The organism is Pseudomonas sp. BN606 (assembly GCF_029873115.1).
Lineage (GTDB): Bacteria > Pseudomonadota > Gammaproteobacteria > Pseudomonadales > Pseudomonadaceae > Metapseudomonas.
Genome location: NZ_SSOF01000042.1, coordinates 156693 through 175157, shown reverse-complemented (window position 1 = coordinate 175157; position 18465 = coordinate 156693). Strand labels below are relative to the sequence as shown.

The following is an 18465-nucleotide window of genomic DNA, read 5'->3' as shown; positions in this document are numbered from 1 at the left end:
GCAGCCTCATACAAACTTCGAGAAATCCGGCTTGCGTCGCTGGGTGAAGGCCGACAGCGCTTCCACCGCCTCAGGCGAACGCAGGCGCTGGCTGAACATCTCGCCCTCTTCCGCGATCACCCGGCGCAACTCTTCGCGGCCCGGCGCCTGCATCAGGCGCTTGCTCACCGCCAGTGCCGAGGGCGCCAGGTCGAGGAATCGCAGTGCGGCCTCGCGCGCGCGGGCCAGAGTCGCAGCCCCATTTTCCAGTGCAGCGTTGGCGATACCCCAGCTGGCAGCCTGCTCACCCGTGAAGCCTTCACCCAAAAGCAGCAACTCCGACGCCTTCGCGTGACCGAGCAGACGCGGCAGGATCAAGCTGGAACCGAATTCGGGGCAGAGGCCAAGGCTGACGAATGGCATCTTCAGCTTGGCATCGCAGCTCACGTAGACCAGATCGCAATGCAGCAACAAGGTTGTGCCAATGCCTACCGCCGGACCACTTACCGCCGCCACCACAGGCTTGGGAAAGTCGAACAGCGCGCGCATGAACTGGAACACCGGGCTGCCCATCCCGCTCGGCGGTTCCTGCAGAAAGTCCACGATGTCGTTGCCGCTGGTGAAGCACTCCTCGCTGCCGGTGATCAGCACGACACGTACGCCAGCATCGTTTCGCGCGGCGTCCAGCACTTCGGCCATGCCGCTGTACATGGCACGGGTCAGGGCATTCTTCTTGTCCGGACGGTTCATCCGCAGCGTCAGCAGGCCCTGTTCGCGCTCGACCAGAATGTGCTCGCTCATGGCAAATCCTCGATGGGTGTTGGCCCGCGACTTCACGCTTCGCGGGTCAGGAAGGTATCGGCCAGCAACTGATTGCGGGGCAGGCCGGCCAGGTACAGCCGGCGTGCAAACTCTTCGACGCTGGCAGGATGGCCGCAGAGTAAGGCGATGGTCTGGCGGGAAACAAGGCGGAATTGCGCCAAAACCTCTGGCAGCTCGGCCGGGGAGATCAGGCTGACTTCCAGGCCTGGATGGGCTGTGGCCAGCTCGGCAAGGGGGTTGGCAAGGTAGTGGCCCTGGGCGTCATGGGCCAGGTGAATGACGCGCATGGGGCCTTGGTGATGCTGCCGCAAGGCCTCCCTCAGCAGCCCCCAGAGCGGCGCGAGACCGGTGCCCGAAGCGAGGAACAGTAGCGGCCGCGCATCCCAGGATGGATCGTAGTGAAGTGCACCGCCATGGAGTTCGCCCAGGCGCAGCTTCTCGCCCAATGCCAGACGACGAGCCCGATCGCTGAAGAGGCCGGGCTTGCGGCAATCCAGATGAAATTCCAGGCAGTCATCGACACCGGGCAGGCTGGCCAGGGAATAGGGCCGCGCAATACCCTCGTCGTTCCATAGCAGAAGGTGCTGACCCGCGCTGTAGCGCAGAGGTCGCTGCGGCACGAGCCGCAAGCGCAGGACGTCTGGAGCCAACCAGTCGATACCGACGACTTCTGCCTCAAGACCATCACGAGCGGGATCGAAGACCTCCACCACCAGGTCCTGCACTACCAGGCACTGGCAGGACAACCGCCAGCCTTCGGCACGCCGGACACTATCCAGCGCCTCAGGTAGGGCATCAGCCGGTTCTCCAGACAGGCAACGAACCAGGCAGGCGTGGCAACTGCCAGCGCGGCAGCTAAAGGGCACGTTGCAACCGCCGGCATTCAGGGCATCCAGCAAGTTGCTGGCAGGTGCAACGCTCCAGTGTTTTCCGGCAACTTCAAGTTCAGGCACCCTGCCCCTCCCAGGCGGCATCGCAACGGTTACGTCCGCCGCGCTTCGCCCGATAGAGTGCCTGATCCGCACGCTGCAGCGCATCATCCAGATCGTCGCCGGCCGTCAGCAGAGTCATACCCGCCGACAGACTCAACCGCTCAACCTGCACGCCCACCGGCTCGGCCTGTTCAAAGGCCTGGCGCAGGCGCTCGCAACAAGCGGTAAGGCGGTCTGCATCGCAGTTGGGCAGGAGCAGGACAAACTCCTCGCCGCCGTAGCGCGCAAGCACATCGCCATCACGCAGGCACGCCCGCGCGACGGCGGCGAACGTCTGCAACACCCGATCACCGGCGGCATGGCCATGGACATCATTGATTCGCTTGAAATGGTCCAGGTCGATCAGCGCCAGCCCATGCCGGCGGTTCGGCGTCAGGTTCTCCAGCTCGCGACTGGCCAGGCGTAGGAAATGACGGCGATTGAACAGCCCGGTCAGCTCGTCGGTGGCTACCAGGTCCTCCAACTGACGCATCATTCCACGCAGGGTGTCCTGGTGCGCCTGGAGGGCAAAGCGACGTTGACGCATGCGCTGGCGCAGCGCCTGGACATAGCTGGCGAACAAGCTCAGCCAGACCATCAACACGAACAGCACGCAAACCTGCAACAACGCCAGGGCCGGATCGGGCAAGCGCATCCAGTAGGCTTCAAACAGATTGAGGCCGGCGAAAGCAAAGAAGCCGACTGCCGCGCAGCGGGCGAATACCCGCGGTTTGAGCTGGAATACGCCAAACATCATGATCAGCACATAAACCGCCAGCAGTGTCCCCCTCGCGGTGTCGACCATGGACATCAGCCAAGTGTTCCAGGCCAGCGCCAGCAGCACCTGGGGCTCGGTCAGGCTGGGATCGGAAAAGCGCAGGTTGTGCCCGCTCATGAACAGCCAGAACAGGACGAACTGGGACAGGGCGACGAAGCCGGAGCCGATCAGGGCGGTGCTCGCCGAAACCCGGAACAAGCCACCGATCATCGCGACCCAGCACAAAAGCAGGACCATCGAGTAGGTAGCCACTGCCATACCGAAGCGCTTAAACAGCAAACTCTGCAAGGCTCTATGGCTGACCCGCTGGCTGGATGGGCTCATGGGGCTCCTTCCCGTAATGGCACCATGCCTTCAATGTACGCCTGTGATCACAAATTTCCTAGCCTGTAGGATGTGGCCGACAACCGACCAAGGTCGACTACCGGCGACTGTGCCCGAATGGCACCACGCGCTATACTGCCGCGCCTTTTTTAGCCTCGCGCGCCGGGTCGTGGTCCGGCGCTTCCCTGATGTTCCCTCCAAGAGGAGCGCCCACATGACCGTGATCAAGCAAGATGATCTGATCCAGAGTGTCGCCGACGCCCTGCAGTTCATCTCCTACTACCATCCCGTGGATTTCATCCAGGCCATGCATGAGGCCTATCTGCGTGAAGAGTCGCCCGCCGCGCGCGACTCCATGGCGCAGATCCTGATCAATTCGCGCATGTGCGCCACCGGCCACCGCCCGATCTGCCAGGACACCGGTATCGTCACCGTGTTCGTCCGCGTCGGCATGGACGTGCGCTGGGACGGCGCCACCATGAGCGTGGACGACATGATCAACGAGGGTGTGCGTCGCGCCTACAACCTGCCCGAGAACGTCCTGCGCGCGTCCATCCTGGCCGACCCGGCAGGCAGCCGTAAGAACACCAAGGACAACACCCCGGCGGTCATCCACTACTCCATCGTTCCCGGCAACACCGTGGAAGTGGACGTCGCGGCCAAGGGCGGCGGCTCCGAGAACAAGTCGAAGATGGCCATGCTCAACCCGTCCGACTCCATCGTCGACTGGGTACTGAAAACCGTCCCGACCATGGGCGCCGGCTGGTGCCCGCCGGGCATGCTCGGCATCGGTATCGGTGGTACCGCCGAGAAGGCTGCGGTGATGGCGAAGGAAGTCCTGATGGACCCGATCGACATCCACGAGCTGAAGGCCCGCGGTCCGCAGAACAAGATCGAGGAAATGCGCCTCGAGCTGTTCGAGAAGGTCAACCAGCTGGGCATCGGCGCCCAGGGCCTGGGCGGCCTGACCACCGTGCTCGACGTGAAGATCATGGACTACCCGACCCACGCCGCCTCCTTGCCGGTGTGCATGATCCCCAACTGCGCGGCTACCCGGCACGCCCACTTCGTGCTCGACGGCTCCGGCCCCGCCGAACTGGAAGCCCCGCCGCTGGACGCCTACCCGGAGATCGTCTGGGAAGCCGGCCCGTCCGCTCGCCGCGTCGACCTGGACAAGATCACCCCGGAAGAAGTGCAGAGCTGGAAGCCGGGCGAAACCCTGCTGCTCAACGGCAAGATGCTCACCGGCCGCGACGCCGCGCACAAGCGCATGGTCGACATGCTGAACAAGGGCGAAGAACTGCCGGTGGACCTGAAAGGCCGCTTCATCTATTACGTCGGCCCGGTCGATCCGGTCGGTGATGAAGTGGTTGGCCCGGCTGGCCCGACCACCGCGACCCGCATGGACAAGTTCACCCGCCAGATCCTCGAAAGCACCGGCCTGCTGGGTATGATCGGCAAGTCCGAGCGTGGCCCTATCGCCATCGAAGCGATCAAGGACAACAAGGCTGTCTACCTGATGGCCGTCGGCGGCGCCGCCTACCTGGTGGCCCAGGCGATCAAGAAGTCCAAGGTCCTGGCCTTCGCCGAACTCGGTATGGAAGCCATCTACGAGTTCGACGTGAAGGACATGCCGGTCACCGTCGCCGTCGATACCAACGGCGAGTCGGTCCACATCACCGGCCCGGCGATCTGGCAACAGAAGATCGCCGAGAACCTGGCGGTGGAAGTGAAGTAAGCCTACATCGCTCCATGAAAAAGCCCGGCCATGTGCCGGGCTTTTTCGTTGTACCCGCAGGTTGGCGCTGAGCTTACGAGGCCGAACACAGCAATACCGAACTTCGCTCCGAGCAAGCGGAACGCCACCCCGCACCAACTTACTGGAGCTGTGCCTGGCCAAACTGCTCCGGCCAGTCCCGCCGGGTGAACACCTGCCCTTCCGTACGCACACGGCGCACCTCCTCCAGATCCAGATCGCAGATCAGCCACTGGCTGGAAGCGGGGCAGAGTTCGGGGCTTTCCGCGATAACACCATTGCTCGGCATGCCGTAGTCCGGCGGTACATAGAGGCCGGCGCGGCCGATGTTCTCGTCAAGCGCGGGCGACCATGGCGCCAAGCCGACGGTGGGGGCCTGGAGCACGGCGATCTGGTTCTCCAGTGCGCGCGCCTGGGCACCGATGCGCACACGGTTGTAGCCGGCTTCGGTGTCGGTGCAGCTGGGGGCGAGGATCAGGTCGACGCCGCCTTCGGCCAGGGTACGCGCCAGCATGGGGAACTCGTTGTCGTAGCAGATCAGGATGCCCAGTCGTCCCAGGGCCGTGTCGAACACCTTCAGCCCCTCCCCCGCCACGATGCCCCACTGCTCTCGCTCGAAACGGGTCATGATCAGCTTGTCCTGATGGCCGAGTTCGCCGCCCGGACCGAACAGCCAGGCGCGGTTGCGAAAGCGCCCGTCTGCGTCACGCACCGGCAGGCTGCCGGGCTGCAAGTAGACACCGAGCTTCGCGGCAATGCCGGCGCACAGCGCTCGCCAGTCCTGCAGGAGCGGCTGGATGCCGACGATGGACGCCTGCAGGTCGCCCCGCTCATCCGGCGGCAACTGGCCTGCCAGCACCAGGCCGGCGTACTCGGGCAGCACCAGCAGTTTCGCGCCAGTCGCTGACGCCTCGGCGCAGACTGCCTCCAGGTGTGCGGCGTAGGCGTCCCAGCTCTCATGCAGTTCGATGGCGTACTGGCAGGCGGCGATCCTGATCATGGAGTGAGCTCCTTGAGCCAGAAGGACATGGGTTTGGCCGACTGCGAATCTTCGTCCAGGTCGCGCCAGTGGTATTCGGTGCGCAGCTCCGGATGGTGGCTATAGCCACGCCGCGCCCAGAACTCATTGAGCGGCTGGTAGCCCGGAGGCCGTCGTGGATGATCGTCCGGTCGTTCCACCGCGCAGAAGGCGCAATGGCGAAAACGACCCAGGCGCCGTGCGTACCCCTCGCGCTCGGCGAAGAAGCGCACGCCCAGACCGCTGCCCCGGTATTCGGCCTGCAGCACGGACTCACCGAAGTAGAAGATGCGCTTCGGGTCCCAGCCCCGCTCGCGGAAGGGCCGCTGGAACTCCTCCGTTTCATCCGCCATCGGCAGGCCAGTGGAAGCACCTACGACGCGCTGGCCATCCAGGGCCAGGACGAACAGGCTCTCCGGCGATTCGGCATAGGTCGAGAGGTAGCGCGCTTCATATTCCAGCGTGCCATCGTAGAGATAGGGAAACTCGCGGAAAACCGTCAGTCGAAGGCGTGCGAGGTCTTCAATGTGGGGCGCGATGGCAGCGCCCTGGAGAAGTCGGATCTGCATGGGAGCGGTCGTTCTGGCGATGTGGATGACGCCCCTGGCTAAGCCGGGCCTGGGTCAAGAACCTATCATGCCGGGCACGGACCGAATGACCCCATTGCGACAGGAACCCAACCATGACCGCTACCGAACTGGTGCAAGCCTATTACGCCGCCTTCAACGCCAGCGACATGCCGGCCTTCCTCGCCCTGCTCAGCGAGGATGTGGTGCACGACATCAACCAGGGCGAACGCCAGCAGGGCAAGGCCGCTTTCGCAGCTTTCATGGACAAAATGAACCGCTGCTATAAGGAGCGACTGTCAGACATCGTGGTCATGCAAAGTGCCGACGGCAGCCGCGCCGCCGCCGAGTTCGTGGTGCACGGCCAGTACCTGTCCGACGATGAGGGCCTGCCGCCGGCCAAGGGCCAGACCTACGTGCTGCCAGCGGGCGCCTTCTTCCACATCCACTGCGGCAAGATCGCCCGCGTGACCAACTACTACAACCTGAACGACTGGGTCGAACAGGTGGTTTAAGGTCTCAGCCCTGCGCTCGCGCCTTTGGCAGCTCGACGACCGTGGCGCGCCGCTGAGCCAGATAGCGGGTGCAGCTCACCCGCAGGAAAGAGGCAAAGTTGATCACCTCGCCGCGGTACTCCATCACCTCGTCGTAGAGCTTGGTGATGAGTTGGTTGGTGGTCATGCCATCCACCTCGGCGATCTCTCGCAGGATGTCCCAGAACTGGTTTTCCAGGCGCAGGGTGGTCACGACCCCGCGGATTCGCAGCGAGCGCGAGCGGGACTCGTAGAGGATGGGATCGGCCTTGACGTACAGCTCGCACATGGGTGCCTCCAGGTTCATGGTGTGGTGCATCGGCGCAGGGTGGATCACGCTTCACCAATCCACCCTCGGAGGCCGGCACGACCTCGGTGGTGGAAACCTAAAACGGTTTCCACCCTACGCACCTCACAGCTCGATCTTCGTCCCGAGCAGCTTGAGGAAACCTGCCAGCCAGGCAGGGTGAGCCGGCCAGGCCGGGGCGGTGACCAGATTGCCCTGGGTGTGGGCAGCATCCACCGGGATATCCACAAACTGGCCACCGGCGAGCCTGACTTCCGGGCCGCACGCCGGATAAGCGCTGCACTCGCGCCCCTCCAGCACGCCGGCGGCCGCCAGTAGTTGGGCGCCATGGCAGACCGCGGCAATGGGCTTGCCCGTCTTGTCGAAGGCCTTCACCAACTCCAACACGGCAGCGTTCAGGCGCAGGTACTCCGGCGCGCGCCCCCCCGGGATCAACAGGGCGTCGTAGTCCTCTGCCTTGACCTTGGCGAAGTCGAAGTTGAGGGCAAAGTTGTGGCCAGGCTTCTCGCTGTAGGTCTGGTCACCTTCGAAGTCATGGATGGCGGTGCGCACGCTCTGGCCGGCGATCTTGTCCGGGCACACGGCGTGCACCGTGTGACCCACCATCAGCAGGGCCTGGAACGGCACCATGGTTTCGTAGTCTTCGGCGTAGTCGCCGACCAGCATCAGAATCTTCTTCGCGGCCATTTCGCATCCTCCTGGATTGGAAGCCCTGAGGCTTCAAAGGGTAGCCAATTATCCACGGCGTCTTTCGATCGCGGGTAATAGGCCCCTACTACAGGAATGCCAAGCGTCAGATGCCAATCTTATCCAGCACCCGGCCCACGCCGCGCCAGAAACCCTCCTGAGGGCGTACCACTTCACCGCTGGCGGCAACCCGCTCGATCGGCTGCACCTGACGGGTGGCAGTGATTTCCTGGCTGCCCAGGGATTCCTCCACCAGGTGCAGTGGACCGTTGCCCGCGCCGGGCTGTTCGCTGTTCTTCGGCGGCGGGTCCAGTTCGTCGTAGCGCAGGAAGTAGGTTCGACCGGCGCTGGCGTCCAGAGCAAAGGAAGTGACCAGGGTGAAGTCCAGTGGACCGTCGGCGAACAGGGTCCAGTAGCTGCCGAACAGGGGCCGACGCACTTCCAGCTTGTAGCTGGCGGCTTCGAATTCCAATGCCTGGTAGCCATTGCTCGGCAGGCTGCCGATCAGTTCGTTATTGAGGAAGATGCCAGGTGCTTCCAGTTCCTGGTCGGCCCATTGGCTTTGCGGCCGATAGAGGTAGACCAGCGCGTGCTCGCCATCGCTCGGCGCAATGGACTGGAAGGCCGGTCCCTCGGTTGCACCGAAGAACGCACCTGGGGTGGAACAGCCGCCCAGCACGGCGCACAGCAGCAGGATCGGCAGGTATCGGCGGCCCATGCAGCCACTCCCTCTTGTTGTTGTGGAGCAAGCCTAGCCCGGCATCGATCCGCAGACACCCGACGAAAGTGCGGCAGCCATTCCCGTGCCGCTAGCGGCGGCGGTCAAGCAGATTCACCACCAGACGGTCCAGCCATCCCCAAAGGCGCTGGCGCAGCCGTTTGATCAGGGGCCGGGCATGCCAGTCGTCCATGGTGATCTCGCGACTATCGGAGAAATCCTGGCGCATGCAGGCATCGACCGCCTGAGTGAAGTTCTGGTCCAGCGCCTCCACGTTGGCCTCGAGGTTGAAGCGCAGGTTCCAGTGGTCGAAGTTGCAGGAGCCGACGCTGACCCAGTCATCGGCCAGCACCATTTTCAGATGCAGGAAGCGCTGCTGGTACTCGAATATCCGCACGCCGGCACGCAGGAGGCGCGGGTAGTAGCGCTGGCCAGCGAAGCGTATCGGCGGGTGGTCGGTGTGACGGCTGGTGAGCAGCAGGCGCACTTCGACCCCCTGTCGTGCGGCCTTGATCAGGGCACGGCGAACCTTCCAGCTCGGCAGGAAGTAGGGCGTCGCCAGCCACACACGATTGCGCGCCGTGCGGATACTGCGCACCAGCGACTGGACGATGTCGCGATGCTGGCTGGCATCGGCGTAGGCCAGGCGACCAAGCCCCTCGCCCACCGCCGGATAGGGTGGCAGATGCGCCAGGCCCGGCGCATCGCCCGATTTCCAGGGGCGGCGGCCGAGGTTGGCCAGCCACTGGTAGTCGAAGATCAATTGCCAGTGCGCCACCAGCGGGCCCTCGATTGCGACCATCACCTCGTGCCAACGGCTGGCTTCCTGCGCCGGGTCCCAGAATTCGTCGGTGGCGCCGGTGCCGCCCACGAATGCCAGTCGGTCATCCACCACGAGGATCTTGCGATGGTCGCGATACAGGTTCCTGAAGCCGCGCCGCCAGCGCAGCGGGTTGTAGAACTGCAGCAGCACCCCGGCATCGTTGAGTCGCTCGCGAAGCACCCTGCCAAGTTTCAGGCTGCCGAAATCATCGAACAGGCAACGCACGCGCACTCCGCGCACGGCAGCAACGCACAACGCATCTACCAGCGCTTCGCTGCAACGGCCGTCTTCCACCAGGTACAACTCCAGCGCAACCTGGTACTCGGCCCGTGCAATGGCGGTGAGCATGATCGGGAAGAACTGCGGTCCGTCAATCAGCAACTCGAGGCGGTTGCCGGACTTCCAGGGGAAGATCTGCCCCATCAGCGCTCCGTGAAGATCAGCACGGCCCCCACCGGCACCGACAGGCTGATGCCCGGCAGGCCGGCGAGCTTGCGCAGGCCATCCAGCGCCGTGGTCAGGCCGAAGTCCTCCACCTGGAGCACCAGCGGCGCCAGGGTCACCACCTGGAAGCGATGGTCATCGAGGCGGGTGGCCAGGAGTTCCGCTCGGTATTGCTGCTGCTTTTCGCGAATCTTCACGGTGAGCGGCAGGCCCAGCTCCAGTTGTGCACCAGGTGCCAGGTCGGTGATCGGACGCAGGTCAAGTTGGGCGCTGACCTCGGCCTCGGGGTACTTGGCGATTTCGAAGAACTGATCCCGCAGGCGCTGGTCGCGCAGCGGCACGCCAGTGCTCACTGACTCCAGCTCCACGCGCAGGTTGGCCTTGCCATCCTTGCCGATCTTGCCGTGCAGGGTGAGGAAGCGGTGTACCTCGGAGATGCTGCCGGACTTGGTGGAGATAAAGGAGATCCGCGATGACTCGTTGTCCAGGTACCAGCTCGCGTGGACGGGCAACGCCAGAGCGGCGAGCAGGGCAACGAGGGGGCGTATCGATTTGTGCATGCGGGCTTCCTTTGGCATGTCGCTGACGGCCCAGAGACTCAGGCCGGACTCCATTGGTCACACGAATCGCCACCGGGTTCCCCCTGGGGCGATCCCGACGGACGGACAATGGAAGCAAAGCTACCAGAGGAATCGGAAATTTGATCTCGCCAAGATAACTGTAGGGGCGAATTCATTTCCCAGGCAGGCCGAAGGCCTGCACGCAGGCAAAGCCACCTCGGGGCCGCGGCGCGGCCCTTGTCGAATGAATTCACCCCTACAAGGCCTGTTGCGCTGTTACAGGCGCGGATAGTCGATGTAGCCCACCGGACCCTTGGCGTAGAAGAGCTCCGGACGCGGCTCGTTCAACGGCGCATCCAGGCGCAGACGCTCAGGCAGGTCGGGGTTGGCGATGAAGGGAATGCCAAAGGCCACGGCATCGGCCTTGCCACTTTCCAGCCAGGCACTGGCGCTGTCCCGGGTGAAGCGCTCGTTGGCGATGAACACGCCGCCGAAGGCTTCCTTCAGTTGCGGTGACAGGCTGTCTTCGCCCTCCTTCTCGCGGGCACAGATGAAGGCGACGCCACGCTTGCCCAGTTCACGGGCGACATAGCCGAAGGTAGCCGCCAGGTCGGAATCCCCCATGTCGTGGGAATCGGCACGCGGAGCCAGATGCACGCCTACGCGGCCAGCGCCCCACACCTTGATCGCGGCATCAGTCACTTCCAGCAGAAGACGCGCGCGGTTTTCGATGGAGCCGCCGTACTGGTCAGTGCGCTTGTTGGTGCCGTCCTGGAGGAACTGATCCAGCAGGTAGCCGTTGGCAGCGTGGATTTCCACGCCATCGAAACCAGCAGCCTGGGCGTTCTCCGCGCCGACTCGATAGGCCTCGACGATGTCGGCGATCTCTTCGGTTTCCAGGGCACGCGGCACCGGATAGTCACGCAGCGGGCGCAGCAGGCTGACGTGCCCCTTGGCCGCGATGGCGCTGGGCGCCACGGGCGCGTCGCCACCCAGGTAGCTGGGGTCGGAGATGCGGCCTACGTGCCACAGCTGCAGGACGATCTTGCCGCCGTTGGCGTGGACGGCCTTGGTGACGTTGCTCCAACCCTTCACCTGCTCGTCGGACCAGATGCCGGGGGTGTCCGGGTAGCCGACACCCAGGGGCGTGACGGAGGTGGCTTCGCTGATGATCAGCCCGGCGGACGCGCGCTGGGTGTAGTACTCCGCCATCAGCGCATTGGGCACGCGGCCCTCGTCGGCGCGGCAGCGGGTCAGCGGCGCCATGATGATGCGGTTGGAAAGTTCCAGATCGCCGATCTTGATGGGGTCGAAAAGCGTGGGCATGTCGTTTACCTCGGGTCAGTCGAGAGCCGCTTGCAGCTCGGGAGTACGGTTGCTGAAGGTGAGCAGGGTCGCTATCAGGGCGAGGATCGCCAGTACGGCAGCGGCCAGGGGAACTGTGGTGAGGCCGTAACCCTGGCTGATGACCAGGCCTCCGACCCAGGCACCAAGGGCATTGCCCACGTTGAAGGCACCGATGTTCAGGGTGGAAACCAGGTTCGGCGCGGCACTGCCGAAGTTCACAACGTTGACCTGTAGGGCCGGCACCGCGGCGAAGGCGGCCGTCGCCCAGAGGAACAGCGTGATTTCCGTGGGGATCAGCGCAGCGCTGGTCCAGGTCAGGGCACTGGAGGCAACAGCCAGCGCGACGAATACCCCCATCAGGGTCTGCGCCAGCTTCCAGTCGGCCAGGCGGCCACCGATCACGTTGCCCAGCGTCAGACCAAGCCCGATCAGCAACAGGCTCCAGGTCACACCTCGGGGCGAAATACCGGTCACCTCGCCAAGCAACGGCGCGACGTAGGTAAAGATGCAGAACACCGCGGCGGAGAACAGCACGGTGGTGGACAGAGCCAGCCACAGCCCGGCACCACGCAGGGCGGCGAACTCGGCACGGATGTCGGTGGCTTCTTCATCGTCCTGGCGCGGCAGCACCCGCCACAGGCCGATCAGAGCGGCGATGCCGATCAGGGTCACGGCCCAGAAGGTCGAGCGCCAACCGGCGGCCTGGCCCAGGGCGGTGCCCAGAGGAACGCCAAGCACGTTGGCCAGGGTCAGGCCAGTGAACATCAGGGCGACGGCGGAGGCCTTGCGGTTGGCCGGCACCAGGCTCGCCGCCACCACAGAACCGATACCGAAGAAGGCGCCATGGCAGAGTGCGGTGACGACTCGAGCCAACATCAGCAGGCCGTAGTTGGCGGCGATGGCGCAAAGCAGGTTACCAATGATGAACACGCCCATCAGGACCAGCAGAGCGCGCTTGCGTGGCAGCTTCGAGGTGACCAGCGCCATGAACGGTGCGCCGATGGCCACGCCCAGGGCATAGCCGGTGACCAGCCAGCCGGCGCCGGGAATGGACACGCCAAGGTCGGCAGCTACCTCGGGCAGCAGGCCCATGATGACGAATTCGGTTGTGCCTATCGCAAATGCGGACAAGGCGAGGACGAGAAGCGCAGTAGGCATTGGCCTGCTCCTGGGAAGATTTTCGGGTTGTGGCAGGTGCTGCAGTTACAGCTCGTCGCTCATCTGGCGAAGAAATTCAGCGATGACGGCTTCATTGCGTTTGAAGAAGTTCCATTGGCCCACCTTGCGGCTGGTCACCAGCCCGGCGCGCTGCAAGGTCGCCAGGTGCGTCGAGACGGTGGACTGGGACAGTCCGCAACGCTGGTCGAACTTGCCGGCGCAGACGCCGATTTCGAACGGGTGGTCCTGCTCGACGAAATACTTTTCCGGTTCCTTGAGCCACTGCAGCATCTCCCGTCGCACGGGATGGGCGAGTGCCTTGATGATTTCGTCGAGGTCAATCTGTGTGCTCATGGCCGGGTTCTCATATCGAGATGGAGCGAACTTTATATCGATCAAAATCGATACGCAGATCGTTTGTGACGATAGTCATCATCGACCGCCATGATAAAACCGCCCCTGGGTTAAGCTCAGCCAATGAACTACCTCGCCCACCTCCATCTCGGCGGCTCGCAGCCTGCACAACTGCTCGGCAGCCTTTACGGTGACTTCGTCAAAGGGCCGCTGGCCGGACGCTGGCCGGCGGAGATCGAAGCCGCAATCCGCCTGCACCGGCGCATCGATGTCTTCACCGACAGCCATCCCCTGATCACCCAGGCCAGATTGCGCTTTCCCAACGAGCGACGGCGATTCGCCGGCATCCTGCTGGATGTCTTCTTCGACCACTGCCTGGCTCGGGACTGGAAGCTCTACGCCACCGAACCGCTGGACGTCTTCACCCGCCACGTCTACCAGGTCCTGGGCAACGAGCCCGAACTGCCTGGCCGCCTGGCCCTCATCGCGCCACGCATGGCGGCCCAGGATTGGTTGGGCAGCTATCGGGAGTTCGAGACGCTGGAACTGGTCGTTGCCGGCATATCCCGTCGCCTTTCGCGTCCCGAAGCGCTGGCCGGCGCCATGGCCGAGCTGGAACAGCTGTACCACCCCCTGAGCGAGGATTTTCGGCAGTTCTATCCACAGCTCCAGCAGTTCGCCGGCGGCCAGCCAAACATCGCTTGACCTGCATCAAGGGAAATTTCCTACACCTGCAGTGGAATAAGCTTAGGAATCCGCTAAAGGAGGCGTCCGATGAAAGCCCTGATGCTCGCGACCGACCTTTCCAACCGTTCCGACCGTGCCCTGCGGCGAGCAGCCCGGCTGGCCCATCAGTTCAACTGCCCCTGGTTCATCCTTCACGTAGTCGATGAAGACCAGCCGCAATTGCGCATCGAGTTGGAAGTGGAGCAGGTCCGCCGCTACCTGAACGAGCAGCTGGATCTCTTCACCGAACTGGCTGGCCGCGCACCCGAAATCTGGGTGGAAGTGGGTGATCCGGCCAAGCACATCACCGACTGCACCCGCTGGGCCGACATCGACCTGCTGGTTGTCGGCAGCCACCGCAAGAACCCGCTGCGCGACATCTTCGCGGGTACCACCCTGGAACGTCTGCTGCGCACCAGCCATGTACCCATCCTGCTAGTGAACAAAGTGGCGGAAGACGACTACCGGATGCCCCTCCTGGCCCTGGACTGCTCCCCGGCTTCCGCCCAGGCGGTGCGTGCCGCCGTAGAACTGGGCCTGCTGCCGAAGACTGGCACCAAGGCGCTGCATGCCTTCGACCCGCTGGGTGGCGCGATGATGCTGGCGGCCTCTGCCGGCGCCGGGGCGATACCGGGCGACTACAGTGCCGACGAACGCCGCCGAGCCACAGCCGCGCTGGATGAGTTCCTGCGCCGAGAGGAACTGGGCGCACACGTCGACCAGCGCCTGATCGAGGAAGGCCAACCTATGACCGCGCTGCGTCGCGTACTGGAACGCGACTCCATCGACCTGCTGGTCATGGGCACGCGTGGATTGACGGGTATGAAGCGGATACTGATTGGCAGTGTCGCCGATGCCGCCATACGCGAGCTGGCCTGCGACATCCTCGCGGTGCCGCCAATCCGCTGGCCGGACAAAGACAAGGCCTGACCACCTATCAGGCGGCCAATGCCTCGTCTTCCTCCTTGCCGAAGAGCGCCAGTTGCACGGCGCTCTTCGCTTTCTGACTCAGCACCGTGCGGGTCAGCCCCTGGCTCGACACTGGTTCGAGCAACCGGATTTCCACCTCTGCCAGATCACTGCGCAACAGGCGGACCAGATGCGAAAGCAGGTCGTCCTCGCCGATGAAGGGGGCAACATTGTCACGCTCGCCATTACGCAGGTAACGGATGGCCACCGGTTGCACCGGCACACCGGTCTCGACCGCGCTGGTCAGCAGGCGACTGTGGAAAGTCTTCAGGAGGCTACCGTCGGTAGTAGTGCCCTCCGGGAAGATCAACAGGTTGCGCCCATCGCCCAGATGACGGGCGAGTTGCTGGCCAACCAATCCGCTATCCCCCGAGCCGCGGCGGATGAACAGCGTGCCGGCCTTGTGCGCCAGCCAGCCGGCAACCGGCCAGGTACGCACCTCGGCTTTGGAGAGGAACGACAACGGCGCGACGGCGCCGAGCAGTGGAATATCGGTCCAGGACACGTGATTGCTCACCCAGAGCATCGGCTGATCCGGCACGCTTCCGCTGACGTGTACGCGAAACGGCAAGGCACCGGCCAGGCAGTTGAGGAACCAGCGGGTCAGGCGCTGCCGGGTGGCCATGAGCTCGGCACGCCCCAGGCGCTCCAATACGGAAACCCAGGCAGCCAGTGACAGGCCGAGGCCAATCACCGCCATCAGCCGGACAACGCGCGCGTAGAAACGTACGGACTTCAGCATGCCCGGCCTCAGACCGCTGCCTTGAAGTGGCGGGCGTAACGCGGGCAGAGCTCGTCGCGCTTGAGCAGGATGAACACGTCGGCCACCTGGAAGTCCGGGTCCCAGCAGGGCTCGCCGCAGACCTTCGCCCCCAGGCGCATGTATGCCTTGAGCAGCGGCGGCATCTCGGTAATCACGTTGCCCGGCAACTCCAGGATGGGTAGCGGGTTCTTGGGCTCGGCGCGCAGGTATTCGGTGCACAGATAACGCTCGCGCAGACGCTGCATGATGGCCTGGGCCTGGATGCCGCCGTCCTGCATCGGAATGCTGGCGCAGCCCATCAGGTAGCGGTAGCCGCCCTGGTTCAACACCTCGGCCAGCTCACCCCAAAGCACGGCGATGGTCGCGCCATTACGGTAGGCCGGGTCGACGCAGGTACGACCAATTTCCAGCACCGGGCCCTGCAGTTCACCGAGTCCGTGGAGGCTGAACTCCTCTTCGCTGTAGAAGCGACCCAGGTCGCGGGCGGCCTGGTGGTCGAGCAGGCGGGTGGTGGCGACCAGCTCACCGCTGTCCAGATCCCGCACGCCGATGTGCTCGCAGTGCGGATCGTAGTCATCCATGTCGAGACCGAATTCGGCACCTTGCAGCTTGGCGTCGAACTCGGCGCTGAATACGCGGAAACGCAGGGCCTGTGCCTCACGCAGCGCAGCGATGCCTTCCAGGCGCTCGGCCTGCAGGCGGCGAGGGCTTTTCCCGTTGGGTGCGACACTGTCGCGGGTCATGGCGATCTGGGTCATGAATAAGCCTCCGTAGGCCGGCTCGATCCCGGTTGCAGCCGGACGATCTTGTTGTGCAAGCTCAGGCTAGGTAGACCCGGTGTCACGACCATGACGGTCCAGTGATGCTTGTATGACAGCCCTCGAGGAATCCCTAATGCCCTGGCAACGCCTGCTCGAAGCTTCCGCCCGCCTAACGTCCGGCCATCCGCTGGACGACTGGTACGGCGCTCTGCTGGACCGATTGGGCGAGGTCACGCCCTTCGAACTCGCCGTCCTCGGCGGCAAGTTGGCGCCTACCCCCGGCCTGGCTTTCCTGGCGGGTTACCAGGGCGCCCTTCGCCTGCTCTGGCCATCGGCGCCGCTGAGCCTGGGCGCGCTGTGCGTCACCGAGAACCGCAGCGTGCGCCCGGCGGACATGCAGACGCGCCTGGCGGGTCTCAGCCTCAGTGGCCGCAAGGACTTCGTCACCGCTGGCGACGCCGCCGACTGGTTGCTGGTGGCGGCCCGTGAGGAGGCCGAAGGTGAGTCACCGCGCCTGGCGCTGGTGGTGGTTCGCAATGGCGCTCCCGGCGTGCACGTCGAACAGCTCAAGCCGTTGCCGCTGATGCCCGACGTCCCCCATGCCCGCCTGCACCTGGAAGGCAGCCATTGCGAGCGCCTGGCAGGCGATGGCTGGGACGCATACGTGAAACCCTTCCGCAGCATCGAAGACCTCCACATCCTCGCTGCGATGGTCGCCTGGCTCTATGGCGTGGGACGCGACAGCGCCTGGCCGCAGCTCCTGCAACTGCGCCTGCTGAGCCTGCTCAGTGGCGCCGCCGAAGTCTCCCGCCAGTGCGCTACCACCCCGACGATGCACCTGCTGCTGGCCGCCCTCTTCGCCGAGTTCAAGGCACTCAAGCCAGAGTTGGACGCCGCCTTCGCCAGCGGTCCGGCGGAATGGGCCAACCTCTGGCAGCGCGACCAGGGCGTGCTGGAAATTGCCAGTGGACCAAGGGCCAAGCGGCTGGAGAAAGCCCGTGCAGCCCTGGGGCTCTGACGCGGTCCTGTAGAAGCGAAGTCATTCACGAATGGGGCCATGATCAATGGCTGACCTTCGGCCTGCATCGCGGTTGAAACCGCTCCCACAGAAGACGTTCCGATTGTGTCCCTGTGGGAGCGAATTCATTCGCGATTGAAATCGCCCCACAGCAAAGCCCGCCTCAGCCTGAATTGACTCAGGTCAGCACTCGTCCTTCAGAAATGCCTTACATCTGCGCGTCGCTTTTCCTATCGAGGTTTACATGCGTCGCGACCCCATCGTGCTGTTCGACAACGGCTCCCACCAATGCCTGATGTTCGACGATCTGGTCAGCGGCGACGGCGTGCAGTCCAACCAGTTCCTGATCACTGACCACGAGCAGTACCTGCTGCTGGACCCGGGCGGCGACCTGACCTACACGCCGCTGTCGCTGGAATTGTCCAAGCACATGCCGGTGCAGGACCTGACCTACATCTTCGCCTCCCACCAGGACCCGGACATCATCGCGTCCCTCGACAAATGGCTGCTGCACACCCGTGCGCGAGTGATCTGCTCCAAGCTCTGGGCTCGTTTCCTGCCTCACCTGACCGCCAACTACCTGGCCATCAGCCACGGCATCTCCACCTACGACCGCATCATCGCCCTGCCCGATCGCGGCCAGTCCATCAATCTGGGTCGCTGCCAGCTCAAGGCCGTGCCGGCACACTTCCTCCACTCGGTGGGCAACTTCCAGCTCTATGACCCGGTCAGCCGTATCCTCTTCTCCGGCGACATGGGCGCCTCCATGGTTGACGACGCCACGCCGGTGCGCGACTTCGTCAATCACGTGCCGAACATGGAAGGCTTCCACCGTCGCTACATGGCCAGCAACAAGGTCTGCCGTCTCTGGGCCGACATGGTGCGCGGCATGGACGTGGAGATGATCGTCCCGCAGCACGGCCGTCCCTTCGTTGGCCAGGAAATGATCAGTGCCTTCCTCTACTGGATCGAGAACCTGGAATGTGGCCTCGACCTGCTCGGTCCGGACGACTACCGCCTGCCACGCTGAACTGACTTATCGCGCCGAATAGCCACAGCAGCCGGCGCGTTCGGCGCTTTTTA

At 64.2% G+C, this 18465-nt stretch carries 21 protein-coding genes; 6 read left to right on the top strand and 15 right to left on the bottom strand.

The genetic code is table 11. The features are described 5' to 3' along the window. Positions 1-6: 6 nt before the first annotated feature. From E8E75_RS06285 to E8E75_RS06275, 3 genes are read right to left on the bottom strand one after another with little or no spacing between them, the layout of a single operon-like run. Entirely contained in the window at positions 7-780 is a 774-nt protein-coding gene (locus E8E75_RS06285) for an enoyl-CoA hydratase (protein WP_153918600.1), read from the bottom strand. A gap of 32 nt (positions 781-812) precedes the next feature. After that, on the bottom strand, positions 813-1754 hold the full coding sequence (locus E8E75_RS06280) for an iron-sulfur-binding ferredoxin reductase (protein ID WP_120654759.1): 942 nt from the start codon (positions 1752-1754) through the stop codon (positions 813-815). Then, the gene (locus E8E75_RS06275; protein WP_153918596.1) at positions 1747-2874 is read right to left on the bottom strand and encodes a GGDEF domain-containing protein; all 1128 of its coding nucleotides are present in this window, start codon (positions 2872-2874) and stop codon (positions 1747-1749) included. The genes E8E75_RS06280 and E8E75_RS06275 overlap by 8 nt, the downstream gene beginning before the upstream one ends. A 214-nt stretch (positions 2875-3088) precedes the next feature. On the opposite strand from E8E75_RS06275, the gene E8E75_RS06270 reads away from it, so the two are divergent. Further along, positions 3089-4612 carry a fumarate hydratase gene (locus tag E8E75_RS06270; protein ID WP_120654757.1) on the top strand — a complete coding sequence of 508 codons (1524 nt, stop codon included), beginning with the start codon at positions 3089-3091 and terminating at the stop codon, positions 4610-4612. A 139-nt stretch (positions 4613-4751) separates the two neighbouring features. On the opposite strand, the gene E8E75_RS06265 is transcribed toward E8E75_RS06270, so the two are convergent. Then, entirely contained in the window at positions 4752-5630 is an 879-nt protein-coding gene (locus E8E75_RS06265; protein WP_120654756.1) for a carbon-nitrogen hydrolase family protein, read from the bottom strand. Continuing rightward, the gene (locus tag E8E75_RS06260) at positions 5627-6217 is read right to left on the bottom strand and encodes a GNAT family N-acetyltransferase (protein ID WP_153918594.1); all 591 of its coding nucleotides are present in this window, start codon (positions 6215-6217) and stop codon (positions 5627-5629) included. The genes E8E75_RS06265 and E8E75_RS06260 overlap by 4 nt, the downstream gene beginning before the upstream one ends. Before the next feature lie 113 nt (positions 6218-6330). Between E8E75_RS06260 and E8E75_RS06255 the strand changes: the two genes are divergently transcribed. After that, positions 6331-6729 carry a nuclear transport factor 2 family protein gene (locus tag E8E75_RS06255; RefSeq protein WP_120654754.1) on the top strand — a complete coding sequence of 133 codons (399 nt, stop codon included), beginning with the start codon at positions 6331-6333 and terminating at the stop codon, positions 6727-6729. A 4-nt stretch (positions 6730-6733) separates the two neighbouring features. Here the strand turns inward: E8E75_RS06255 and E8E75_RS06250 are convergent, their stop codons facing one another. The 8 genes from E8E75_RS06250 to E8E75_RS06215 form a co-directional block, all read right to left on the bottom strand. Further along, positions 6734-7036, bottom strand: a complete 303-nt coding sequence (locus tag E8E75_RS06250) for a ribbon-helix-helix domain-containing protein (protein ID WP_120654753.1) — start codon at positions 7034-7036, stop codon at positions 6734-6736. Between the two features lie 123 nt (positions 7037-7159). Then, positions 7160-7741, bottom strand: a complete 582-nt coding sequence (locus E8E75_RS06245) for a DJ-1/PfpI family protein (protein ID WP_120654752.1) — start codon at positions 7739-7741, stop codon at positions 7160-7162. Positions 7742-7847: 106 nt separating this feature from the next. Further along, positions 7848-8459 carry a DUF2846 domain-containing protein gene (locus E8E75_RS06240; protein WP_153918592.1) on the bottom strand — a complete coding sequence of 204 codons (612 nt, stop codon included), beginning with the start codon at positions 8457-8459 and terminating at the stop codon, positions 7848-7850. Between the two features lie 91 nt (positions 8460-8550). Then, positions 8551-9705 carry a phosphatidylserine/phosphatidylglycerophosphate/cardiolipin synthase family protein gene (locus E8E75_RS06235; RefSeq protein WP_120654750.1) on the bottom strand — a complete coding sequence of 385 codons (1155 nt, stop codon included), beginning with the start codon at positions 9703-9705 and terminating at the stop codon, positions 8551-8553. Then, a complete protein-coding gene (locus E8E75_RS06230; RefSeq protein WP_120654749.1) occupies positions 9705-10286 on the bottom strand; it encodes a YceI family protein in 582 nt (193 codons plus the stop codon). The genes E8E75_RS06235 and E8E75_RS06230 overlap by 1 nt, the downstream gene beginning before the upstream one ends. A gap of 276 nt (positions 10287-10562) precedes the next feature. Then, on the bottom strand, positions 10563-11612 hold the full coding sequence (locus tag E8E75_RS06225) for an alkene reductase (RefSeq protein ID WP_120654748.1): 1050 nt from the start codon (positions 11610-11612) through the stop codon (positions 10563-10565). A 15-nt stretch (positions 11613-11627) separates the two neighbouring features. Beyond that, a complete protein-coding gene (locus E8E75_RS06220) occupies positions 11628-12791 on the bottom strand; it encodes an MFS transporter (RefSeq protein WP_120654747.1) in 1164 nt (387 codons plus the stop codon). Positions 12792-12836: 45 nt separating this feature from the next. Continuing rightward, on the bottom strand, positions 12837-13145 hold the full coding sequence (locus E8E75_RS06215; RefSeq protein ID WP_120654746.1) for a helix-turn-helix transcriptional regulator: 309 nt from the start codon (positions 13143-13145) through the stop codon (positions 12837-12839). Between the two features lie 123 nt (positions 13146-13268). On the opposite strand from E8E75_RS06215, the gene E8E75_RS06210 reads away from it, so the two are divergent. Both E8E75_RS06210 and E8E75_RS06205 read left to right on the top strand, forming a co-directional pair. Continuing rightward, the gene (locus tag E8E75_RS06210) at positions 13269-13850 is read left to right on the top strand and encodes an ACP phosphodiesterase (protein ID WP_153918590.1); all 582 of its coding nucleotides are present in this window, start codon (positions 13269-13271) and stop codon (positions 13848-13850) included. Between the two features lie 69 nt (positions 13851-13919). Continuing rightward, positions 13920-14801, top strand: coding sequence for a universal stress protein (locus E8E75_RS06205; RefSeq protein WP_153918588.1), 882 nt, complete (start codon positions 13920-13922; stop codon positions 14799-14801). 7 nt (positions 14802-14808) lie between these two features. Here E8E75_RS06205 and E8E75_RS06200 read toward each other — a convergent pair whose 3' ends face one another. Both E8E75_RS06200 and olsB read right to left on the bottom strand, forming a co-directional pair. Continuing rightward, entirely contained in the window at positions 14809-15582 is a 774-nt protein-coding gene (locus E8E75_RS06200; RefSeq protein ID WP_178123467.1) for a lysophospholipid acyltransferase family protein, read from the bottom strand. A gap of 8 nt (positions 15583-15590) precedes the next feature. Further along, on the bottom strand, positions 15591-16361 hold the full coding sequence (olsB, locus tag E8E75_RS06195; RefSeq protein WP_028628694.1) for an L-ornithine N(alpha)-acyltransferase: 771 nt from the start codon (positions 16359-16361) through the stop codon (positions 15591-15593). Positions 16362-16497: 136 nt separating this feature from the next. Here olsB and E8E75_RS06190 point away from each other — a divergent pair, with 136 nt between their 5' ends. After that, positions 16498-17382, top strand: coding sequence for an acyl-CoA dehydrogenase family protein (locus E8E75_RS06190; RefSeq protein ID WP_120654743.1), 885 nt, complete (start codon positions 16498-16500; stop codon positions 17380-17382). A 244-nt stretch (positions 17383-17626) separates the two neighbouring features. Then, positions 17627-18412, top strand: coding sequence for an MBL fold metallo-hydrolase (locus E8E75_RS06185; protein WP_120654742.1), 786 nt, complete (start codon positions 17627-17629; stop codon positions 18410-18412). Positions 18413-18465 lie beyond the last annotated feature (53 nt).